The sequence below is a fragment of the Nocardioides perillae genome, assembly GCF_013409425.1.
Lineage (GTDB): Bacteria > Actinomycetota > Actinomycetes > Propionibacteriales > Nocardioidaceae > Nocardioides > Nocardioides perillae.
On the sequence record NZ_JACCAC010000001.1, the window covers coordinates 1,126,984 to 1,144,936 of the forward strand.

The window sequence follows — 17,953 nt, forward strand, 5'->3', positions numbered from 1 at the left end:
GGGGGGTCGCCCTCCCCGCACCGGTAGTCCGACACAGGTCCGCCCTCTGGCGGCGTCCGAAGGGCCGAGGTGTGACGGACTACCCGGCCCGGGGGTCAGCGGACCTCGAGGGTGTGCCCGCGGTAGGGGACCAGCTCGCCGACGACGGGGTGGCCCGGCAGCTCGCCGGCGACGAGCAGGCCGCCGGAGGTCTGGGCGTCGGCGAGGACGACGAGGGTGTCCTCGTCGAGGTCGGAGACGAGGTGGGGGCGCACCCAGTCGAGGTTGCGCCGGCTGCCACCCGGCACGAAGCCGGCGGCGAGCGACTCCCGCACCCCGTCGAGCACCGGCACCGCCGCCGCGTCGACGACGGCCGTGACCCCGCTCGCGCGCGCCATCTTGTGCAGGTGGCCCAGCAGCCCGAAGCCGGTCACGTCGGTCGCCGCCCGCACCCCCGCGGCCAGCGCCGCCCGCGAGGCGTCGCGGTTGAGCGTCGTCATCGACGCGATCGCGTGCTCGAAGACCTCACCGGTCGCCTTGTGCCGGTTGTTCAGCACGCCCACGCCGACCGGCTTCGTGAGCGTCAGCGGCAGCCCCGCCTCGGCGGTACTGTTGCGCATCAGCCGGTCGGGGTCGGCGAGCCCGGTCACCGCGAGGCCGTACTTCGGCTCCCGGTCGTCGATGCTGTGCCCGCCCGCGAGGTGGCAACCCGCCTCGGCGCACACCGTCGCCCCGCCGCGCAGCACCTCCTGGGCCAGCTCGAAGGGGACGAGGTCGCGCGGCCAGCACAGCAGGTTGAGCGCGACGACCGGCTCGCCGCCCATCGCGTAGACGTCGCTGAGCGCGTTGGCCGCCGCGATCCGCCCCCAGTCGAAGGGGTCGTCGACGACCGGGGTGAAGAAGTCGGTCGTCGCGATGACCGCCCGGCCGCCGTCGATGCGCACCGCGGCGGCGTCGTCGCCGTGCTCGAGCCCGACCAGCAGCTCGTGGTCGTGCGCAGCGGACGTCGGCAGCGGCGCGGGCAGCGATCCCAGCACGCGCTCGAGCTCGCCGGGCGGCACCTTGCAGGCGCACCCGCCCCCCGCGGCGTACGACGTGAGGCGGCCGAGCTGCGCCGCCCCGGCGCCGCTCGGGGCGCTGCCGTGGGGAGTGGTGGCGGTGTGCTCGTCGGTCACGGCTCCGACCCTAGGCGGGGGCGTCTAGGGTGGCGCTGCCGGTGGGTGCGCCGGGGAGGCGTACCTCGTCTGGTGACGGGCGCGGTCCTCAAAACCGACGTGGCCGAGCACCTCGGTCAGGCGGGTTCGATTCCCGTCCGCCTCCGCCACCCGCCGCCCTCGCCCCGGTCGTTGCTGCGGGGTCGCGCCTAGGCTGCGAGCGTGACCACGACGGCCGACCCCCGCCGCGCGACGCCGCGCACCGACGCGGTGCTGGCCGACCCGCGCCTGGCCGACGCCGCGTCCCGTCTCGGGGGCGCGCTGGTCAAGGACGCCGTGCGCGCCGTGCTCGAGCGCTGCCGCGCCGGCGAGGTCGCGCCCGACGCCGTCGTCGACACCGTGCTCGCCGCGCTGCCCCGCACCGCGACCGCGCTGCGGCCGGTGCTGAACGCGACCGGCGTCGTCGTCCACACCAACCTCGGGCGCGCGCCGCTGTCGCCCGCGGCCGTCGACGCGCTCACGCTCGCCGCCGGCGCCACCGACGTCGAGCTCGACCTCGACACCGGGCAGCGGGGCCGGCGCGGGCGCTCCGCGATGGCGGCGCTCGCCGCGGCCGTGCCCGACGCCGGCGGGGTGCACGTCACCAACAACGGCGCCGCGGCCCTCGCGCTCGTCACCTGCGCGCTGGCCGCCGGCAAGGCGGTCGTGGTCGCGCGCGGCGAGATGGTCGAGATCGGCGACGGCTTCCGCATCCCCGACCTGATGGAGTCGGTCGGCGCGCGGCTGCACGAGGTCGGCACCACCAACCGCGTGCACCCGCGCGACTACGCCGACGCACTCGACCGGCTCGGGGACGAGGCCGGCTTCGTGCTGAAGGTGCACCCGTCGAACTTCCAGGTCACCGGCTTCACCTCCACAGTCGACGTGCGCGAGCTGTCCGCGCTCGCCGCCGAGCGCGGGGTGCCGGTGGTCGCCGACGTCGGCTCCGGCCTCCTCGCGCCGCACCCGCGCCTGCCCGACGAGCCCGACGCCGCCACCGCGCTGCGCGCCGGCGCCTCCCTCGTCACCGCCTCCGGCGACAAGCTGCTCGGTGGGCCGCAGTGCGGGCTGCTGCTCGGCGACGCCGCGCTCGTCGAGCGGGTGCGCCGCTTCCCGCTCGCGCGGGCGATGCGCGTCGACAAGCTGACCCTCGCCGCGCTCGAGGCCACGCTGCGCGGTCCGGTGCCGCCCGTGCCCGCGGCCCTGGCCACCGACGTCGCGGCCGTGCGCGCGCGGGCGGTGGCGGTCGCGGAGGCGCTGGCCGGCGTCGTGCCCGCCGAGGTGGTCGACTCCCTCGCCGCGGTCGGGGGCGGGGGCGCGCCGGGCGTCACCCTGCCGAGCGCGGCCGTCGCGCTGCCCGAGGCGCTGGCGCGACCGCTGCGCCTCGACGCCGAGCGGCCGGTCGTCGGCCGCGTCGAGCGGGGGCGGCTGCTGCTCGACCTGCTCGCGCTCGCGCCGGAGGACGACGCGGCGCTGGTGGACGTCGTACGCCGGGTGGCCGGGGCGGCTGGGTCGGCGGGGGTGGCCGGGGTGGCCGGGGCGCGCTGACGTGCATGTGATCGCGACCGCCGGTCACGTCGACCACGGCAAGTCCACGCTGGTCGACGCGCTCACCGGCATGCGCTCCGACCGGCTCGCCGAGGAGCAGCGGCGCGGGCTGTCGATCGAGCTGGGCTACGTGTGGACCGAGCTCGCCGGCGAGACCGTCGCCTTCGTCGACGTGCCGGGGCACGAGCGGTTCGTGACCACGATGCTGGCCGGCGTCGGGCCGGTGCCGGCCGCGCTGCTCGTCGTCGCCGCCGACGACCCGTGGATGCCGCAGGCCGCTGAGCACCTGGCGGCGCTCGACGCGCTCGGCGTGCGCCGCGGGGTCGTCGCCGTGACGCGCGCCGACCTCGCGGACCCCGGTCCGGCGGTGGCTCGGGCGGTCGCCGAGGTCGCCCGGACCGGGCTCGTCGGGGCGCCGGTCGTGCCGGTCTCGGCGGTGACCGGCGCCGGCGTCGAGGAGCTGCGCGAGGCGCTGGTCGACCTGGTCGCGGGGCTGCCCGAGCCCGACCCGACGGCCGACGTGCGGTTGTGGGTCGACCGGGTCTTCTCGGTGCGGGGCGCCGGCACGGTCGTCACCGGCACGCTGCCGGCCGGGCGGATCGCGCGCGACGACCGGCTCGTCGTCGCCGGCCCGCGCGGCGAGGTCGCGGTGCGCGTGCGCGGCGTGCAGGCGCTCGGGGCCGACGTGGCGTCGGTCGACGGGGTCGCGCGGGTCGCGCTCAACGTCGTCGGCGACGGCGCCGGGATGCTCGAGCGCGGGTCGGTGCTGACCACGCCGGGTGCGTTCGTCGCCGCCGAGCAGGTGGACGTGCTGGTGACCGCGTCCGGTGGTGGCCGGGGCGACCGGGCCGAGCCGCCGACCCTGCCCGAGCAGCCGGTGCTGCACGTCGGCGCGGCCTCGGTGTCGGTGCGGGTGCGTCCGCTGGGGCGGGTCGCCGGCTCCGGTCCGGCGGGTCCTGCGGCTGGCGCGGTGGGTGGCGAGCTGGTGCGGCTGCGGCTCGCGCGGCCGCTCCCGCTGCGCGTGGGCGACCGGGCGCTGCTGCGCGACCCGGGGAGCCGGGCGGTGTGGGGCGTCGAGGTGCTCGACCCGCTCCCGCCGGGGCTGCGGCGGCGCGGCGCGGCCGCAGCGCGGGTGGCATCGCTGACGGGGTCGGTGGCCCTCGGTGGCGGGGTCGCGGCCGAGCTCGCGCGCCGCGGGGTGGTCGACCGCGACCTGCTGCGGCGCCTCGGCGTGCCGGCGGCGCCCGTGCCCGCGGGCACGGTCGAGGCCGGCGACTGGCTGCTCGACGCGACCCACGCGTCCGAGCTGGGCGCGGCGGTCGCGACCGCGGTCGCCGAGCACGACGCAGCCTCGCCGCTCGACCGGGGCGTCCCGCTCGGCGTGCTCGCCGAGAGGCTGGGCGTGCCCTCGCCCGAGGTCGTCGCCGCGGTGGTCGCCGCACCGCTGCGCGTCGAGGGCGGTCGGGTGCGCGCGCCGGAGCCGGAGGGTCTCCCGCCCGAGCTCGAGCGGGCCGTCGCGGCGCTGGAGCGGGAGCTGGCCGACGCGCCCTTCGCCGCCCCCGGCGCCGACCGGTTGGTCGAGCTGGGCCTCGACACGCGGCGTACCGCTGCCGCCGCCAAGGCCGGCCGCGTCCTCCGCCTCGCCCCCGGCGTCGTGCTCCTCGCCGGCGCCGACCGCGCCGCGCTCGAGGTGCTCACCGGCCTGCCGCAGCCCTTCACCACCAGCGAGGCCCGCGTCGCCCTCGCGACCTCGCGCCGCGTCGTGCTGCCCCTGCTCGACCACCTCGACCGCGCCCGGCTCACCGTGCGCCACCCCGACGACACCCGCTCGGTCCGGACGTGACGCGGTGTCCGTGCTGCTTCCCCAGCGCTCGAGTCCTGGGGAAGCGACGCGAACACCGCGTTGCAAGGGGCTGGCGGCGGCCGGCCGCATGCAACGCGCCGTCGGTAGCGCTCCGACCCCCGTCGAGTGGGTGGACCAGTGCGCGCAACGGCGCGTTACAAGCTGGCGGGTCGCGGGCGGCCCCGCGTCACACTGCGGCCGGGGGGAGGCCGAGGAGGGTGCGGGCCTCGGCGGGGGAGGCGGGGACGCGCTGGGCGAGGCGGCCGAGCTCGACGGCGCGCTCGACGAGCTGGGCGTTGGAGTCGACGGGTACGCCGCGGCGCAAGGTCAGCACGTCCTCCATGCCGACGCGCAGGTGGGCGCCCATCGACAGCGCGGCGAGCGCGACGGGCAGGGTGGAGCGGCCGATGCCGGTCGCCGCCCACGAGGTCACCTGCGCCGGCAGCGCGGCGACGGCAGCCACCATCGCGGGTGCCGTGCCGGGCATGCCGCCGGGCACCCCCATCACCAGGTCGCAGTGGACGCGGTCGCCCACCGGCAGGCCGTAGCGGTCGAGCAGCCGACCCAGCGCGTGCACGTGACCGAGGTCGAAGAGCTCGAACTCCGGGGCCACCCCGCGCTCCTGCGCCTGCTGGTAGAGCTCGCAGACGAAGGGCCACGGGTTGGCGAAGACGTCGTCGCCGAAGTTGGTCGTGCCCATCGTGATGCTGCACGAGTCGGGCTCGGCGTCGAGCACGCGCAGCCGCTGCTCGAGCGGATCGTGCACCGAGCCGCCGGTCGAGAGCTGCACCACCAGTCCGGTCGACTGCTTCAGCGCCGCGACCGTCTCGCGCAGCAGCCCCGCGTCGAGGGTCGGCGCGTGGTCGGCGTCGCGCACGTGCACGTGCACCACCGCCGCACCGGCGGCCTCGCACTCCTGCGCCGCCGCGACGAGCTCCTCGAGCGTGGTCGGCAGCTGCGGGCAGTCGGCCTTGCTCGTCTCCGCGCCCGTCGGCGCGACGGTGACGAGCAGGCGGTCGGCGGGCACGGCAGGCGCGGCGGTCATGGCGGCATGGTGGCAGACTCCGGACGTCCGGCGACACCGAGGGACAGGAGATCTTCCGCGTGCGAGCCGTCGTGCAGCGAGTCCTTGCGGCCGAGGTGCGGGTCGACGGGAAGGTCGTCGGCGCGGTCGCGCCCGGTGACGGCCCGGGCCTGCTCGTCTACCTCGGCGTCACCCACGACGACGGCGACGCCGAGGTCGCCTGGACCGCGCGCAAGGTGTGGGAGACGCGGCTGCTGCGCGACGAGCGCTCGGCCTCCGAGGTCGGCGCGCCGGTGCTCGTGGTCAGCCAGTTCACGCTCTACGGCGACGCCCGCAAGGGCCGCCGACCCACCTGGGCGGCCGCGGCGCCCCGGCCGGTCAGCGAGCCGCTGGTCGACGCGGTCGTCGCGGAGCTGCGGCGGCTCGGCGCGCGCGTCGAGACCGGCGTCTTCGGCGCCGACATGCAGGTGAGCAGCACCAACGACGGGCCGGTCACGCTGCTGCTCGAGACGCCCTAGGGCGCAGCCGGCAGCTCGAGCTCGAAGGTGCTGCCCTCCCCGAGCCGGGACCGCACCGAGACCCGCCCGCCGTGGCGCTCGGCGATGCGCGCGACGATGGCCAGGCCGAGCCCCGTGCCGGGGCGCGCCCGCGCGGCCGGGTCGCCGGAGCGGAAGAACTCCGTGAACAGCTGCTCCTGGTCCGCCGGCGCGATGCCGATGCCGCGGTCGGTGCAGGTGAAGACGACCACCGGCCCGTCGGGGCCCTCGCGCCGCGCGAGCGAGAGGGTGACCCGGCCGCCGTCGTCGGAGTACTTCACGGCGTTGCCGACCAGGTTGACCAGCGCCCGCTCGAGCTCGACGGGGTCGCCCGCCACGACGTACGCCGTCCCGTCGCCGCCCGGCGCGCCGGTCGCCGTCACGCCCGCCCCGACCGCCGGGGGAGCAGCGGGCGCCTCCACCGTCACCCTGCGCGCGTCGGCGGTCACCTGGACCGGGTCGAGGGCGTCGTGGAGGGTGCGCAGCAGGTCGACCGGCTGCGGCACGACCTCCTGCCGGGGGTCGCCGACCTGCGCCAGCACCAGCAGGTCGTCGACGAGGGTGACCATGCGCGCGACGTTGCGCTCGAGCGCCTCGCGGCTGCGCGGCGCCTCGCGCTCGAGCAGCTCGTCGACGAGCTGCGCGTGGCCGCTGATGGAGGTGAGCGGGGTGCGGAGCTCGTGGCAGATGGTGCCGATCAGCGCGCTCTTGTAGCGGTCGAGGTCCTCGAGGTCGGTGCGCAGCCGCGACTCACGCTCGAACAACCGGGCGTGGGCGACGGCCCGGCCCACGTCGCGCCCGAGCTGGCGTGCCGACTGGAGCTCCGCGGTGGTCCAGGCGGGGTCGTCCCGGCGGCGCATCAGGACCAGGCAGCCGAGGCAGTCGGCGCCGGCGCCGACCGGCACCACCACGACCGCGTCGCCCCCGAGCGGCTCGATGGCCTGCAGGACGCGGTGCCGCACCTCGTCGGGCACCCCGGGCACCGCGGCGGTCCGGTCGTCGCCGACGAACGCCCAGGTGCCCTGCACCCACGACCGTCGCGCGGTGCGCTCGGTGAGCACCGCCAGCTCGCTGCCGTCGGCGGGGACCAGTGCGGCCAGGTCGACGCCCGCGAGGCGGCTGCCGTGGCGCGACCCCACGGCGCGGCGCCCGGGGCCGGCCTCCTCGTCGTCGAAGACCTGCAGCCACACCACCTCGCAGCCGAGCGCGTCGGTGATGAGGTCGGCGCTGCGATCGACCACCTTCGCGGTGTCGAGGCGCGAGCTCTGCTCCAGCACCGCCCGGGTGGCCCGCTCGAGCCGGAGCCGCTCGCGCAGCCGCTCGCGCTGCTGGGCGTGGTTGAGCGCGATGCCGGCGTGGGTGGCGTAGACCTCGAGCAGCTCGCGCCGCTCGGGCCCGGGGCGCACCCCGTCGAGCGGCAGGTCGACCGAGAGCACCCCGAGCACCTCGCCCGTCGGTGAGCACAGCGGCGCGAAGAGCATGTCGTCGCGCTGCCAGGCGTCGGGCCGGTCGAGCACCGGGTGGTCGCTCACGTAGACGGCCGTCGTCGCGGTCGAGTGCCCGGCCGGCACGAAGCGCAGCGTGCCCCAGCGCTCGGCCACGGCGTAGTCGGCGTCGAGCTCGGCGCGCGACCAGCGGGCGCCGAGCAGCTCGGCGCGCAGCTCCTCGCTGCCCGCGACCGCGACCACCTCGAGCGAGCCGTCACCGCGCACGAGGTTGCACGCCGCCAGCCGGAAGCCGGCGGCTGCCGTCACGCCGTCGACCACCAGCTGCAGCACGGTGGCGGTGTCGTGGTCCTCGTTCAGCAGGCCGACGATGCGGTGCAGCGAGCGCAGCGACTCGGCCGGGTCGGCGGTCGCCGGGTCGGCCACGCCGGGGTCGACCACGCCGGGGTCGACCACGCCGGGGTCGACCACGCCGGGGTCGACCACGGGCGCGCCGGACCGCTCGTGCACCACCACGACGCGTCTCCCGCCTTCCGAGCTCCCCGGGTCCAGGGTAGGGACGCAGAGGCCTCGGCGGGCGGGTTCGGCCCAGGTCGGCGGCGGCGGGTCGGCGGCGGCCGGGTCAGCGCGCGGGGTAGGCCGCCCCCGCCGCCTGCCGCGCGCGCCAGGCGGACTCGACCATGTCGCGCAGCGAGTGCCGCATCTCCCACCCGAGGTCGCGGGCGGCGAGCTCGCCGGAGGCCACGATGCGGGCGGGGTCGCCGGCGCGGCGCGGCGCGATGGTCGGCTCGAAGTCGATGCCGGTCACCTCGCGCACGGTGTCCATGATCTGGCGCACCGACGTGCCGCCGCCGGAGCCGAGGTTGTAGACGCGCTCGACCGACTCGCCCGAGGCCAGCCGCTGCGCCGCGGCGACGTGGGCCTGCGCGAGGTCGGCGACGTGGATGTAGTCGCGCACGCAGGTGCCGTCGGGCGTGGGGTAGTCGTCGCCGTTGATGCGGGGCGTGTCGCCGCGCAGCAGCATGTCGAAGACCAAGGGGAAGAGGTTGTGCGGGCTGGCGTCGAAGAGGTCGTCGGTGCCCGAGCCGACGACGTTGAAGTAGCGCAGGCTGGTGTGCTTCAGCCCGGTCGCGGCACCGGCCGCGCGCAGCATCCACTCGCCGATCAGCTTCGTCTCGCCGTACGGCGACTCCGGCATCGTCGGCGTCTCCTCGGTCACGAGGTCGACGTCGGGCGTGCCGAAGGTGGCGGCGCTGGAGGAGAAGACGAGCTTGTCGGCGCCGACCGCCTCCATGCACTTGAGCAGCGTGACCATGGCGGAGACGTTCTGCTCGTAGGTGTGCAGCGGACGCTCGACCGAGACCCCGGCGTACTTGAACCCTGCGACGTGGATGACCCCGTCGACGTCGTGCTCGTGCAGCGTGTGGTCGACCAGCTTGGCGTCGAGCACGCTGCCGTGCTCGAAGGCGACACCCGGCGGCAGGAACTGCTCGAAGCCCGTCGACAGGTCGTCGAGCACGACGACCTCCATCTCGGCCTCGCGCAGCGCGCGCACCACGTGCGAGCCGATGTAGCCCGCTCCGCCCGTCACCAGCCAGCTCATGCGTCTCCCTCGTCAGGCGTCTCGCCGCAGGCTCCGGGAGGCCCGCGGTCGGCGGCTCACCTTAGCGGGGGTGACGCCGCGCACCCGGCGCATGCGACGGGGCCCGGCGGGTACTGGTCCGTCGCGCAGCACGGACCGTGGGGTCCGTCGCAGGACAGGAGGACCCCCATGCTCCGCCTCACGGTGGCCACCCCCGACGACCCCGCCGGCTGGGCCGCACCCACGACCGGCGGCCCCGCCGCCCCCCTCGCCGCCCCCCTCGCCGACATCGTCGCGCTGCCGACCGGCGAGCGCCCCGGCCGCACGACCGCGAGGTCCCTGCGACCGGCCCGAGCGGCGTACGCCGCGTCGATGCGGGCCCGCTGCGCCCTCGCCCGCCTGCTCCGCGCCGGCCACCGCGAGCCCCCGCGCCACCGCGCCCAGCGCGCCGCCTGAGCCCTGTGGAGGGGCGCCGCCACGCTCCCTGCTGACGCGGCAGGCTGCGTCGGGTGGACCCGGCGCAGGCGCTCGCCCAGCTCGGAGGTTCCGCGTCCACGACCGAGCTGTACGCCGCGTGCTCACGCCGCGCCGTCCGCGCGGCGCTGGTCGACGGCACCGTGGTCCGGTTGCGGCGCGACGTCTACGCGCTGCCCTCGCCGCACCTCGCCGTGGCCCGCGCCCTGTCCTCGGGTGCCGTGCTGAGCGGGCCGAGCGCGGCGATGCACCACGGCCTGCAGCTCAAGCACGCGCCGAGCCGGCCCTGGCTGCTCGTGCCGCCGCGCGCGCGTCGGCCGCCCGGGCCGCTGCACGTGCGGCGAGGCGCCGTCACGGCCGCGGAGGCCGCCGCGGGCGTCAGGTCCGTGGCCGGAGCCGTCGCCGACTGCGCGCGGTGGCTCCCCTTCGACGAAGCCCTCTGCGCTGCCGACTCGGCGCTCCGCGGCGGCGTGCCCCTCGCCGACCTGCTCGACGCCGCCCGGGCGCTGCCCCGCACCGGCCGGTCGCGCGCGCTCGCGGTGGTGCGGGCCGCGGACGGGCGGGCGGCCAACCCCTTCGAGTCCGTCACCCGGGCGATCGCTCTCCCGGTGCCGGGGCTGCAGCTCGAGCCGCAGGTGCACGTGGACGGCGTCGGACGGGTCGACCTGGCCGACCGCCGCCTGCGCATCGTCGTCGAGTGCGACTCTTACGCGTTCCACACCGACCCCGAGGCCTTCGCGCTCGACCTGCGGCGCCACACCGCTCTGGTCCGGAGCGGGTGGCGCCTGGTGCGGGTGGGGTGGCGGGACGCGATGGAGCGGCCCGCCTACGTCCGCGGCGTCCTCGCCGACGTGGTCCTACTGGCAGGTACGTCGGACGTTCGAGGTCGCCGGGCCTCCTGACCTGGGCGGACCCGCCCGCCGGCGCCGGACGTCCGACGTACCGGCCGGTAACACCTCACCCGCGGCCGGGCCGGGAGCCGTTAGGTTCGGCGCCATGGAGAGCCTGCGCACCCCCGACGACCGCTTCCGCGACCTGCCCGACTTCTCCTACGACCCGACGTACGTCGAGGTGGACGACACCGAGGGCGGGCGGCTGCGCGTCGCCGTGGTCGACGAGGGGCCGGCCGACGCGCCGGTGGCGCTGCTGATGCACGGGGAGCCGACGTGGTCCTTCCTCTACCGCCGGATGGTGCCGGTCCTGCTCGAGGGCGGGATGCGCGTCGTGGCGCCCGACCTGGTCGGCTTCGGGCGGTCCGACAAGCCGACCGAGCGCACCGACTACACCTACGCGCGCCACGTCGGGTGGATGCGCGAGGCGCTCTTCGACCACCTCGACCTGCGCGAGGCGACCTTGGTCTGCCAGGACTGGGGCGGGCTGGTCGGGCTGCGGCTCGTCGCCGAGCACCCCGACCGCTTCGCGCGCGTGGTCGCGGCCAACACCGGGCTGCCGACCGGCGACCAGCGCATGAGCGAGGCCTTCGAGCAGTGGCGCACCTTCAGCCAGACGGTCGAGGACTTCTCCGTCAGCGCGATCGTCGCCATGGGCTGCGCGACGCCGCCGGCCCCCGCGGTGCAGGCCGCCTACGACGCGCCCTTCCCCGACGACACCTACAAGGCCGGCGCGCGCGTCTTCCCCACCCTCGTGCCCGCGAGCCCCGACGACCCGGCGGCCGCCGACCAGCGCCGCGCGTGGGAGTCGCTGGCGCGCTTCGACAAGCCCTTCCACACCGCCTTCTCCGACGGCGACCCGATCACCCGCGGCGGCGAGGCGCCCTTCCGCACGCTGGTCCCGGGTGCGCAGGGCGTCGCGCACACCACGGTGGCCGGCGGCGGGCACTTCCTGCAGGAGGACGTCGGGCCCGAGCTGGCGCGCTTCGTGCTGGAGGTCGCGGGGCTCGCCGGCCCGTCCCGCGGCTGACGCGGCGCGGCACCGCGCCGCGGCTAGGGTGACGCGCATGCCGGTCGATCCCGCCACCCAGGCCCTGCTCGACTTCGTGGACCAGGCGGGCTACCCGCCGATGCACGAGGGCACCCCCGAGGACGCCCGCAAGGGCTTCCGCGCCATGACCTGCGACGCGGGGCAGCCCGACCAGGTCGTGGCCGTGGAGTCGGTCGAGGAGACCGAGGTGGCGGGGATGGCGGCGCGCGTCTACCGCCCTGCTCGCCCCGACGGCGGGACCGGCCCGCTCCCGACGGTGCTGCACCTGCACGGCGGCGGCTTCGTGATCGGTGACCTCGACACCCACGACCAGACCTGCCGGCGGCTGGCCAACGACGCGCAGGCCGTCGTCGTCGCCGTCGACTACCGCCTCGCGCCCGAGCACCCCTTCCCGGCTGCGGTGGACGACGCCGTCGCCGCGGCGGAGTGGGTCTCGGCGCACCTCGGCGAGCTCGGCGGCAGCGACGTGCTGGGCGTGGCCGGCGACTCGGCCGGCGGCAACCTCGCCGCGGTCGTGGCCCAGGCGCTGCCGGGGCGCGTCGCTGCCCAGCTGCTGACCTACCCGGCCGTCGACATGTTCGGCAGCTACCAGTCGCGCGTCGACAACCGCGAGGGCTACTTCCTCGACATGCCGACGATGGAGTGGTTCGCCGGCCGCTACCTCGAGGGCGTCGCCGACGTGCAGGCCGACGACCCGCGGCACTCCCCGCTGCACGGCGCGCTCGAGGGCCAGCCGCCGGCCGTCGTCGCCACCGCCGAGTACGACCCGCTGCGCGACGAGGGCGAGGCCTACGCCGCCGCCCTCGCCGGGGCCGGCACCGAGGTCGACGTCGTGCGCTACGACGGACTGGTGCACGGCTTCGTCGACATGGGGCTGTGGAGCCCGGCCGCCGCCGACGCCGTGGCGGACATGAACCGCCGCTTCCGCGCCCTGCTCCACCGGTGAGTGAGCACCTGCGGGTCACGCGCGACGGCGCGGTCGTCCACGTCGTCTTCGACCGACCCGAGCGCCACAACGCGTTCACGAAGGCGATGTACGCCGGCCTGCGTGACCTCTGCTCCGACCTCCGCGCGGACGCCGAGGCCCGCGTGGTGGTGCTGCGCGGCGCCGGCGGGCGGGCCTTCGCGGCCGGCAACGAGATCAGCGACTTCGTCGACGCCGACGCGCCCGCCTACGAGGCGTGGATCCGCTCGATGCTGCAGGGCCTCGCCGAGCTGCCGCAGGTCACGGTCGCGGCGATCGACGGCGTCTGCGTCGGCGGCGGCCTCGCGGTCGCGACCCACTGCGACCTGCGCGTCGCGACCGCCCACTCCCGCTTCGGCTACCCGATCGCACGCACGCTCGGCAACGCGCTCTCGGCCTCGGTCGTCTACCGCTGCGCCGCGGTCTTCGGCGAGTCGCTGACCCGCGAGATGCTGCTGACCTCGCGCCTCACCACCGCCGTCCGCGCGTACGCCGTGGGGGCGCTGCTCGCCGTCGTCGACGACGCCGCAGCGCTCGACGCCGAGCTCGAGACGCTCGTGGCGGGGCTGCTGCAGGCCTCGCCGGTCACCATCCGGGCGACCAAGCAGCAGCTGCTCGCCCGCGCGCGGGTCGCCGAGGCCGCGCCGGCCGACGACGAGGAGCGGCTGCGCGAGGTCTACACCGGTGCCGACTTCGCCGAGGGCGTGCGGGCGTTCGTGGCCAAGGTGGAGCCGACCTTCCGAGGCTGAGGCGCGGGTCGGCACCGCCACGACGCGCCCGGGCGCGTCCCCACGGTGACGACCCCTGCGGCGGCCGCGCAGGCTGAGAAGTCGCTGGGGATCGCGGCCGGGGCGGGTGCGGAGCGGGGTCGCTGGTTACCGGACCGCCATGCGGAGACGACGTACGAACCGGGTGGTGGTGGTGACCGGCGCGAGCGCCGGGATCGGACGGGCGAGCGCGCGGGCCTTCGCCGCGCGCGGCGACACCGTCGCGCTGCTGGCGCGCGGCCAGGGCGGCCTCGAGGCCGCGGCGCAGGAGATCCGCGAGGCCGGCGGCCGGGCCGCGTGGTGGACCGTCGACGTCGCGGACGCCGCCGCGGTCGAGCGGGTCGCCGACGAGGTCGAGCGCACGCTCGGACCCGTCGACGTGTGGGTCAACAGCGCCTTCACGTCAGTCTTCGCGCCCTTCTGGGAGATCGAGCCCGACGAGTTCGAGCGGGTCACCGAGGTGACCTACCTGGGCTTCGTCAACGGCACCCGCGCCGCGCTGAAGCACATGCGCCCGCGCGACCGCGGCGTGGTCGTGCAGGTCGGCTCCGCCCTCGGGCGACGGGGCATCCCGATGCAGAGCGCCTACTGCGGGGCCAAGCACGCGCTGTGCGGTTTCCACGACTCGCTGCTCGCCGAGCTGCGCCACGAGGGGAGCGCGGTGCGCGCCAGCCTCGTGCAGATGCCGGCGGTCAACACCCCGCAGTTCCGCTGGGTGCGCTCGCGGCTGCCGGAGGAGGCGCAGCCGGTGCCGCCGATCTACCAGCCCGAGGTCGCGGCGAAGGCCGTGGTGTGGGCGGCCGACCACCCGCAGCGGCGGGAGTACTGGGTCGGCGCCGCCACCGTCGGCACCATCCTCGGCGGTCGCTTCGCGCCCGGACTGCTCGACCGCTACCTCGCCCGCACCGGCGTCGACGACCAGCAGACCGGTGAGCCGCGCGACCGGTCGCGACCCGACAACCTCTTCGAGCCCCTCGACGACGAGCCGGGCAGCGACCGCGGCGCGCACGGCGCCTTCGACGACGTCGCCCACGGGCGGTCGGTCCAGGCGGTGGCGTCCCGGCACCGGCGCGGTCTCGGCCTCGCGGCGCTCGCGGCCGTCGGTGCCGCCGCGGTGACCCGCCGCAGCTGACCCCGCGGAGCGGTCAGGAGCGGGCGAAGCGGCGGCGGTCGCGGGCGCGCCGCGCCGCCCACCACAGGCCGCGGGGGCCGGTGGGGTACGCCGTGTGGTCGGCGCCCTGCACGGCCCGGGCGAGGCGGTGGCGGCCGCGCCGCTCCATCTCGCGGTCGCCGTGGCGCGCGCCGTGCGAGACCAGGCTGAGCGCGAAGACGGGCAGCTGCAGGCGCACGGCCTCGTGCTCCTGCGCGGTCATCGGCCGGCCGTAGCCCTCGAAGAACGCGTCCGCGAGGTCGGGCCGCTCGCACCACGGGCCGACCCACAGCCGCGCGAAGTCGAGTGCGGCCGGGGCGAGGCGCGCGTCGGCGAAGTCGATCACGCGGAGCCGGTCGGGCCCGCGCGCCCAGTTGTGGCCGCCGAAGTCGCCGTGGACCGGCACGCGGGGGAGGTCGGCGTGCTCGCGCTTCAGCGTCCCGACGGCCCGCTCGGCCGCTGCCACGAGCGCCGGGTCGACCGTCGTGCCTGCCGGCTTCCGGCGCAGCGCCGCGTCGAGCCGGCTGTGCATCAGCCGGCCGAGCCCGACCCCGGGCGCCTCGGCGTGCGCCTCGCCGGGCGACCCGCCCGGAGGTGCGTCGTGCAGGCGGCGCAGCAGCTGCCCGGCCTCGCGGTGCCGGGCGGGGTCCCAGGTCCAGTCGGCCTCGCCGGGCACGCGCTCGAGGACGAGCGTCCGCGAGTCGCGGTGGGCGGCGAGCAGTCGCGGCGCCTGGTCGGCCAGGTGCGGCACCCACACGGCGTACGCGTGCTGCTCGCGGTCGAACGCCCCCGGGGTCGGGGCGGCCTTCACCACCCACGGTGTGCCGTGGCGGTCGTGCACCTCGACGACGCTGCCGACCTGGCGGGTCAGGTCGGCCACGACCGTGCAGGGCCCGAGCACGTCGTGCAGCCACGCGTCGCGCACCCGGTCGACGCCGACTGCCTCGGCCTCGGCGGGTCGAGGGGATCGTGGTGGTCGCGCGCGAGGAGCGTGGCGGGCGCAGATGAGGTGGGCGTGAGAGCGACGTGAGGTGCCCGCCGTCGGCCTGCACGGGCGCGCGTGGCAGGTTGGGGACACGGGCAGCGGGGTCCTTGCACTGCCACCGTCGCGGGTGCAACCTGGGACGACGACCTTCGGGGGAGGGCCCACATGACGCACCTGCACGCTCCGCACCGCAACCGGGCACGACGTCGCTACGCGACGCTCAGCCGCCGAGCCCAGGCCGAGCAGCTCCTGACGCTGCTCTTCTTCGGCGCCGTGGTGATGGCCTTCAGCCTCGTGGCGTCGGCTCCACTGCTGCGCTGAGCAGGCGGGCGGCGTCGAGGAGCGAGGGCCCGTACCACGTCAGGAGCCGCCCGCTCACGAGCTCGGTCGGGGTGCGCGCGAAGGCCTCCGGGCCGTCGTCGGCCGTGAAGACGTAGGGCTCGTCGGGCAGCAGCACCGCGTCGGCGCCGGCTGCGTCGAGGTCGGCGAGGTCGACCGCGGGGTAGCGCTCGGGGCGGTCCGCGAAGACGTTGTCCCACCCGAGCCGGCGCACCAGGTCACCGGTGAAGGTGCGCCCGCCGACCACCATCCACGGGTCGCGCCAGATCGCGACGGCCACCCGGCGCGACACCGGTGGCACCGGACCGCACCACAGCCGTCGCGCCTCGGCGAGCCACGCCGGCCGCTCCCAGCCGAGCGCGTCGTCGAAGAGCCGCTCGATCGCCGCGACGCCCTGGGGCACGGTCTCGACGTCGGTGACCCACACCGGCACGCCGGCGTCCCGCAGCCTCCGCACGTCGAGCTCGCGGTTCTCCTCCTTGTTGGCCACGACGAGGTCGGGCGCGAGCGCCGCGATCGCCTTCGTGTCGGGGTTCTTCGTCCCGCGCACGCGGGGGACGTCGAGGTCGCCCGGGTGGGTGCACCACTGCGTCGCCGCGACCAGGGCCTCGGGGCGCACGCTCGCGATCGCCTCCGTCAGCGACGGGACCAGCGAGACGACGCGCTGCGCCGGCCGCGCACCGGCGTACGGGTGGCCGAGGTCGTCGGCGGGGTCGCCGTCCCTCCTGGGGCCCGGCGGAGCGTCATGCGGAGGCGAGGTCATGGCGTCCGGAGCGTATGACGCACGGGGTCGGGCGGGGGAGGGCCCTGCGCGAGCGTCATGCGGTCTGCACGCGATCGCGTCGCCTGCGCATGACGCACGCCAGGGTGACCACGGCGCCCCCGCGTGAGGACCTCAGGCGGGCGCCGGCAGCTGCCGGCCGGCGCGCACCATGTGCGCGAGCCGGCGCAGCTGGGAGCCGACGTTGCCGCGGTGCGTCTCGGCGAGCCAGCCGTCGGGCAGCGAGAGCCGCAGCACCTTGTGCCAGGCGCTGCCGACCTGCGGCACGAGCGGGCGGGCGTTGTAGTCCAGGCCGTAGCGCTCGAAGAGCGCGCGCACCTGCGGCGCGATCTCGGCGTAGCGGTTGCTGGGCAGGTCGGGGAAGAGGTGGTGCTCGACCTGGTGCGACAGGTTGCCCGCGAGCAGGTGCAGCAGCGGGCCGCCGGAGATGTTGGCCGAGCCGAGCATCTGGCGGAGGTACCACTCGCCGCGGGTCTCGGTCTCGGGCAGCTCGTCGAGCTCGAAGGCCTCGACACCCTCGGGGAAGTGCCCGCACATGATGATCGAGTGCGACCACAGGTTGCGCACGAGGTTGGCGGTCGCGTTGGCGGTGAGGGTGGAACGGGCGCCGCGCCCCGACAGCGCCGGGTGCACGACGTAGTCCTTCGTGACCTGCTTGCCGGCCTTGCGCAGCGTGCCGCGCAGCCGGCTGCGCAGCTCGGGGGTCATGCCCTTGCCCTCGCGCAGGTGCTCGCCGAGCTCCATGTCGTACATCGCGATGCCCCACTCGAAGAGGCACGCGTTGACGAAGTTCCAGACCGGCTGCACGAGGTAGCGCGGCTTCCACGGCTGGTCCTCGTCGACGCGCATGATGCCGTAGCCGAGGTCGTTGTCCTCGCCGATGATGTTCGTGTAGGTGTGGTGGCGCTGGTTGTGCGACTCCTGCCACTGCTCGGTGGGAGAGGCGTGGTCCCAGTCCCAGGTGGTCGAGTGGATCTTCGGGTCGCGCATCCAGTCCCACTGCCCGTGGAGCACGTTGTGCCCGATCTCCATGTTGTCGAGCACCTTCGCGGTCGCGAGCATCGCGGTGCCCGCGAGCCACGCCGGCCGCCGCCGGCTGCCCGTCATCAGCACCACGCGCCCGCTCAGCTCGAGCAGCCGTTGGGCGAGGATGACGCGACGGATGTACGCCGCGTCCCGCGCGCCGCGGGAGTCCAGCACCGACTGCCGGATCGCGTCCAGCTCGCGGCCGAGCTCGGCCACGTCGGCCTCGGTGAGGTGGGCGGTCGGCCCGCCCTGGGCGTGCGTCCGCACACCCGCGGACGGTGCGGTGCCCGCCTGCGAAGGGGCGGCGTACGTCGTGGAGGTCATGCGGTCAGGTAACCCGATGCCGGCACCGGCACGCGCACCCGGGGTGTGGCGT

17 protein-coding genes and 1 tRNA gene are annotated in these 17,953 nt (G+C 76.5%); 11 read left to right on the forward strand and 7 right to left on the reverse strand.

What is annotated here, in order from left to right; translation table 11 throughout:
• Window positions 1-95 precede the first annotated feature (95 nt).
• Window positions 96-1,154: a selenide, water dikinase SelD gene (gene selD / locus BJ989_RS05255; protein ID WP_179517296.1), complete on the reverse strand. Its 1,059-nt coding sequence runs from the start codon at window positions 1,152-1,154 to the stop codon at window positions 96-98.
• A 54-nt stretch (window positions 1,155-1,208) separates the two neighbouring features.
• Between selD and BJ989_RS05260 the strand changes: the two genes are divergently transcribed.
• The 3 genes from BJ989_RS05260 to BJ989_RS05270 all read left to right on the forward strand — a co-directional run bounded on the left by BJ989_RS05260 (window position 1,209) and on the right by BJ989_RS05270 (window position 4,563).
• Window positions 1,209-1,303: transfer RNA gene (locus tag BJ989_RS05260), tRNA-Sec, on the forward strand.
• Between the two features lie 52 nt (window positions 1,304-1,355).
• Window positions 1,356-2,720: an L-seryl-tRNA(Sec) selenium transferase gene (gene selA / locus BJ989_RS05265; protein ID WP_179517297.1), complete on the forward strand. Its 1,365-nt coding sequence runs from the start codon at window positions 1,356-1,358 to the stop codon at window positions 2,718-2,720.
• A 1-nt stretch (window position 2,721) separates the two neighbouring features.
• Window positions 2,722-4,563: a SelB domain-containing protein gene (locus BJ989_RS05270; RefSeq protein ID WP_179517298.1), complete on the forward strand. Its 1,842-nt coding sequence runs from the start codon at window positions 2,722-2,724 to the stop codon at window positions 4,561-4,563.
• A 187-nt stretch (window positions 4,564-4,750) separates the two neighbouring features.
• On the opposite strand, the gene BJ989_RS05275 is transcribed toward BJ989_RS05270, so the two are convergent.
• Window positions 4,751-5,608 (reverse strand): beta-keto acid cleavage family enzyme, encoded by an 858-nt coding sequence (locus BJ989_RS05275; protein ID WP_179517299.1) that lies wholly within the window; start codon window positions 5,606-5,608, stop codon window positions 4,751-4,753.
• A gap of 59 nt (window positions 5,609-5,667) precedes the next feature.
• Between BJ989_RS05275 and dtd the strand changes: the two genes are divergently transcribed.
• On the forward strand, window positions 5,668-6,105 hold the full coding sequence (gene dtd / locus BJ989_RS05280) for a D-aminoacyl-tRNA deacylase (RefSeq protein ID WP_179517300.1): 438 nt from the start codon (window positions 5,668-5,670) through the stop codon (window positions 6,103-6,105).
• Here dtd and BJ989_RS18665 read toward each other — a convergent pair.
• Both BJ989_RS18665 and galE read right to left on the reverse strand, forming a co-directional pair.
• Complete coding sequence (locus BJ989_RS18665; RefSeq protein WP_179517301.1) at window positions 6,102-8,084, reverse strand: ATP-binding protein; 1,983 nt, start codon at window positions 8,082-8,084, stop codon at window positions 6,102-6,104. The genes dtd and BJ989_RS18665 overlap by 4 nt on opposite strands.
• Window positions 8,085-8,190: 106 nt before the next feature.
• A complete protein-coding gene (gene galE / locus BJ989_RS05290) occupies window positions 8,191-9,171 on the reverse strand; it encodes a UDP-glucose 4-epimerase GalE (protein ID WP_179517302.1) in 981 nt (326 codons plus the stop codon).
• Window positions 9,172-9,339: 168 nt separating this feature from the next.
• On the opposite strand from galE, the gene BJ989_RS05295 reads away from it, so the two are divergent.
• The 6 genes from BJ989_RS05295 (at window position 9,340) to BJ989_RS05320 (ending at window position 14,428) form a co-directional block, all read left to right on the forward strand.
• Window positions 9,340-9,606 carry a hypothetical protein gene (locus BJ989_RS05295; RefSeq protein ID WP_179517303.1) on the forward strand — a complete coding sequence of 89 codons (267 nt, stop codon included), beginning with the start codon at window positions 9,340-9,342 and terminating at the stop codon, window positions 9,604-9,606.
• Window positions 9,607-9,659: 53 nt separating this feature from the next.
• A complete protein-coding gene (locus tag BJ989_RS05300; RefSeq protein WP_179517304.1) occupies window positions 9,660-10,526 on the forward strand; it encodes a hypothetical protein in 867 nt (288 codons plus the stop codon).
• Window positions 10,527-10,620: 94 nt separating this feature from the next.
• On the forward strand, window positions 10,621-11,544 hold the full coding sequence (locus BJ989_RS05305; protein WP_179517305.1) for a haloalkane dehalogenase: 924 nt from the start codon (window positions 10,621-10,623) through the stop codon (window positions 11,542-11,544).
• Window positions 11,545-11,581: 37 nt separating this feature from the next.
• Window positions 11,582-12,511 carry an alpha/beta hydrolase gene (locus tag BJ989_RS05310; protein ID WP_179517306.1) on the forward strand — a complete coding sequence of 310 codons (930 nt, stop codon included), beginning with the start codon at window positions 11,582-11,584 and terminating at the stop codon, window positions 12,509-12,511.
• On the forward strand, window positions 12,508-13,278 hold the full coding sequence (locus tag BJ989_RS05315) for an enoyl-CoA hydratase-related protein (protein ID WP_179517307.1): 771 nt from the start codon (window positions 12,508-12,510) through the stop codon (window positions 13,276-13,278). Before BJ989_RS05310 ends, BJ989_RS05315 begins: the two co-directional genes overlap by 4 nt.
• Before the next feature lie 139 nt (window positions 13,279-13,417).
• Window positions 13,418-14,428: an SDR family oxidoreductase gene (locus tag BJ989_RS05320; protein ID WP_179517308.1), complete on the forward strand. Its 1,011-nt coding sequence runs from the start codon at window positions 13,418-13,420 to the stop codon at window positions 14,426-14,428.
• Between the two features lie 13 nt (window positions 14,429-14,441).
• Here BJ989_RS05320 and BJ989_RS05325 read toward each other — a convergent pair whose 3' ends face one another.
• Complete coding sequence (locus tag BJ989_RS05325) at window positions 14,442-15,371, reverse strand: phosphotransferase (protein WP_179517309.1); 930 nt, start codon at window positions 15,369-15,371, stop codon at window positions 14,442-14,444.
• Window positions 15,372-15,596: 225 nt separating this feature from the next.
• Here BJ989_RS05325 and BJ989_RS05330 point away from each other — a divergent pair, with 225 nt between their 5' ends.
• On the forward strand, window positions 15,597-15,752 hold the full coding sequence (locus tag BJ989_RS05330) for a hypothetical protein (protein ID WP_179517310.1): 156 nt from the start codon (window positions 15,597-15,599) through the stop codon (window positions 15,750-15,752).
• Here BJ989_RS05330 and BJ989_RS05335 read toward each other — a convergent pair.
• Complete coding sequence (locus tag BJ989_RS05335; RefSeq protein ID WP_179517311.1) at window positions 15,718-16,533, reverse strand: helical backbone metal receptor; 816 nt, start codon at window positions 16,531-16,533, stop codon at window positions 15,718-15,720. The genes BJ989_RS05330 and BJ989_RS05335 overlap by 35 nt on opposite strands.
• Window positions 16,534-16,665: 132 nt before the next feature.
• Entirely contained in the window at window positions 16,666-17,901 is a 1,236-nt protein-coding gene (locus BJ989_RS05340) for a fatty acid desaturase family protein (RefSeq protein ID WP_179517312.1), read from the reverse strand.
• Window positions 17,902-17,953 lie beyond the last annotated feature (52 nt).